Origin of the sequence: Streptococcus sp. DD13 (genome assembly GCF_001578875.1) — a bacterium.
GTDB lineage: Bacteria > Bacillota > Bacilli > Lactobacillales > Streptococcaceae > Streptococcus.
Genome location: NZ_KQ969506.1, coordinates 428,102 through 430,942 on the forward strand (window position 1 = coordinate 428,102; position 2,841 = coordinate 430,942).

Consider the following 2,841-nt stretch of genomic DNA (forward strand, 5'->3'; position numbering starts at 1 on the left):
ATTACCTTGCTTTTCCCAAAAACCGTTATGAAATAGAACGGATCGTACGTTTTGCCAATCAAGAGTCCATTCCTTGGATGGTTCTTGGAAATTCTTCTAATATCATTGTCAGGGATGGAGGGATTCGTGGATTTGTGATTCGGATGGATCAGTTGGATGCGATTACAGTATCGGGCTATACGATTGAAGCTGAGGCGGGTGCAAATCTTATTGAAACGACTCACGTAGCCTTACATCACAGTCTGACCGGATTTGAGTTTGCATGTGGCATTCCAGGTAGTGTCGGGGGAGCTGTCTTTATGAATGCAGGAGCCTACGGTGGGGAAATCAGTCACGTTTTAGTATCTGCTCAAATCTTAACCAAAGAAGGGAATATTGAGACGATTATGGGTCGTGAGCTTCGGTTTGGGTATCGTCAATCCATCTTGCAGGAGACTGGAGCAATCGTTTTATCTGCTAAATTTGCCTTGAAACCTGGAGTCTACTCGGTTATAAAGGACGAGATGCGGCGGCTTACTCATCTTCGTGAGCTCAAACAACCCCTAGATTTACCATCTTGTGGCTCCGTATTTAAGCGTCCCGTTGGCCATTTTGCTGGACAGTTAATCATGGAAGCAGGTTTGAAAGGACGTCGAATTGGCGGAGTAGAGGTTTCCAAGAAACATGCCGGATTCATGGTCAATGTAGCAGATGGCAGTGCAAGCGACTATGAAGAATTAATCCAAACTGTGATTGCAACTGTGAAGGAACATTCAGGTGTAACCTTAGAACGAGAAGTCCGGATCATCGGTGAGGATGACAACAACAATGAACACTAAAAACGAAAAGGCAGGGAAAGGGGGTGAGTGCCTATCGATACCGAAAGTAGGTGGGGCAGTCTTATAAGTCCCCGAGAAGTATGTTGTGTCTAATCCTATTTGATTAGACAAGAAGATATCGGAAAATCCTTTTCGAAAGAAGGGAATGGAAAGTAAAGAAGGAATTTATGAAAATTGAAGAATCCAATTATTGAATTTAAACATGTTTCAAAGGTTTTTGAAGATAGCAACACGCATGTCCTAAAAGATATCAATTTTGAACTAGAAGAAGGGAAATTTTACACCTTGCTGGGAGCATCTGGATCCGGTAAGTCGACCATCTTGAATCTCATTGCTGGTTTACTTGATGCGACTAGCGGTGATATTTTGCTAGATGGTCAGAGAATCAACGACCTCCCGACCAATAAGCGCGATGTCCACACTGTTTTTCAATCCTATGCTCTTTTCCCGCATATGACAGTTTTTGAGAATGTTGCTTTTCCTCTTCGACTAAAGAAGATTGAGAAGTCAGAAATAGAAAAGCGTGTGGCAAAGGTGTTGAAGATGGTCCGCCTGGAGGGATACGAGAAACGATCTATCCAAAAATTATCTGGAGGACAGCGTCAACGGGTCGCAATCGCACGCGCCATTATCAATCAGCCACGTGTCGTTCTTCTGGACGAACCCTTATCTGCCTTGGACTTGAAACTTCGAACAGACATGCAGTATGAACTAAGAGAATTGCAACAACGTCTTGGAATTACATTTGTCTTTGTGACACATGATCAGGAAGAGGCTTTGGCCATGAGTGACTGGATTTTTGTCATGAATGAAGGAGAGATTGTCCAGTCCGGTACGCCGGTTGACATTTATGATGAGCCTATTAATCATTTTGTAGCGACCTTTATCGGTGAGTCCAACATCTTGCCGGCAACCATGATTGAAGATTATTTAGTGGAGTTCAATGGCAGGCGCTTTGAGGCTGTTGATGGTGGGATGAAGCCAAATGAAGCAGTAGAAGTGGTGATTCGTCCTGAAGATCTTCGGATTACATTGCCTGAAGAAGGAAAATTACAGGTGAAGGTCGATACACAGCTATTTCGTGGAGTCCATTATGAAATTATCGCCTATGATGACTTGGGCAATGAGTGGATGATTCATTCGACCCGCAAGGCGATTGTAGGAGAAATCATTGGCTTAGACTTTGAACCAGAAGATATTCATATCATGCGTCTGAACGAAACAGAAGAAGAGTTTGATGCGCGGATTGAAGAATATGTTGAAATAGAAGAACAAGAGGCAGGATTGTTGAATGCCATCGAGGAGGAGCGAGATGAAGAAGACCACCTCTAACCTCTTTGTAGTTCCTTATTTTTTGTGGATTTTATTGTTTGTTCTAGCTCCCGTCGTGATGATTATTTGGCAGTCCTTTTTTAATGTTGAGGGGCAAGCTTCTCTAGAGAACTATCAGACCTTTTTTACATCACAAAACTGGACCTACCTCAAAATGAGTTTCAACTCGATCTTATATGCTGGGATTGTGACTTTGGTAACCTTGCTTATTTCTTATCCAACGGCTTATTTCTTAACGCAACTGAAACACCGACAATTATGGTTGATGTTAATTGTTCTGCCAACTTGGGTTAATCTCTTGCTTAAAGCTTATGCATTTATCGGGATTTTCGGTCAAAATGGTTCCATAAATCAATTTTTAAGTTTTATTGGGGTCGGCCCTCAACAGATCTTGTTTACTGATTTTTCCTTTATCTTTGTGGCTAGCTACATTGAGCTTCCTTTTATGATCCTCCCTATTTTTAATGTACTCGAGGATTTGGATCGTAATCTAGTTCATGCCAGTTATGACCTGGGTGCAAATCATTGGCAAACATTTAAAAGAGTGATTTTCCCACTTTCAATGAATGGTGTTCGCTCTGGTGTCCAATCGGTTTTCATCCCTAGCTTGAGTCTCTTTATGCTGACGCGCTTGATCGGAGGAAACCGGGTGATTACCCTTGGTACGGCTATTGAGCAGCACTTCCTGACG

3 protein-coding genes are annotated in these 2,841 nt (G+C 42.5%); all 3 read left to right on the plus strand.

The features are described from left to right. Nucleotides 1-818, plus strand: an 818-nt coding sequence (murB, locus tag STRDD13_RS01900) for a UDP-N-acetylmuramate dehydrogenase (protein ID WP_067101150.1), incomplete at its 5' end; no start/stop codon positions are given. Nucleotides 819-992: 174 nt separating this feature from the next. After that, nucleotides 993-2,150, plus strand: coding sequence for an ABC transporter ATP-binding protein (locus STRDD13_RS01905; RefSeq protein ID WP_067101153.1), 1,158 nt, complete (start codon nucleotides 993-995; stop codon nucleotides 2,148-2,150). After that, a partial coding sequence (locus STRDD13_RS01910; protein WP_231852539.1) for an ABC transporter permease occupies nucleotides 2,131-2,841 on the plus strand: 711 nt, incomplete at its 3' end. The genes STRDD13_RS01905 and STRDD13_RS01910, both read left to right, overlap by 20 nt.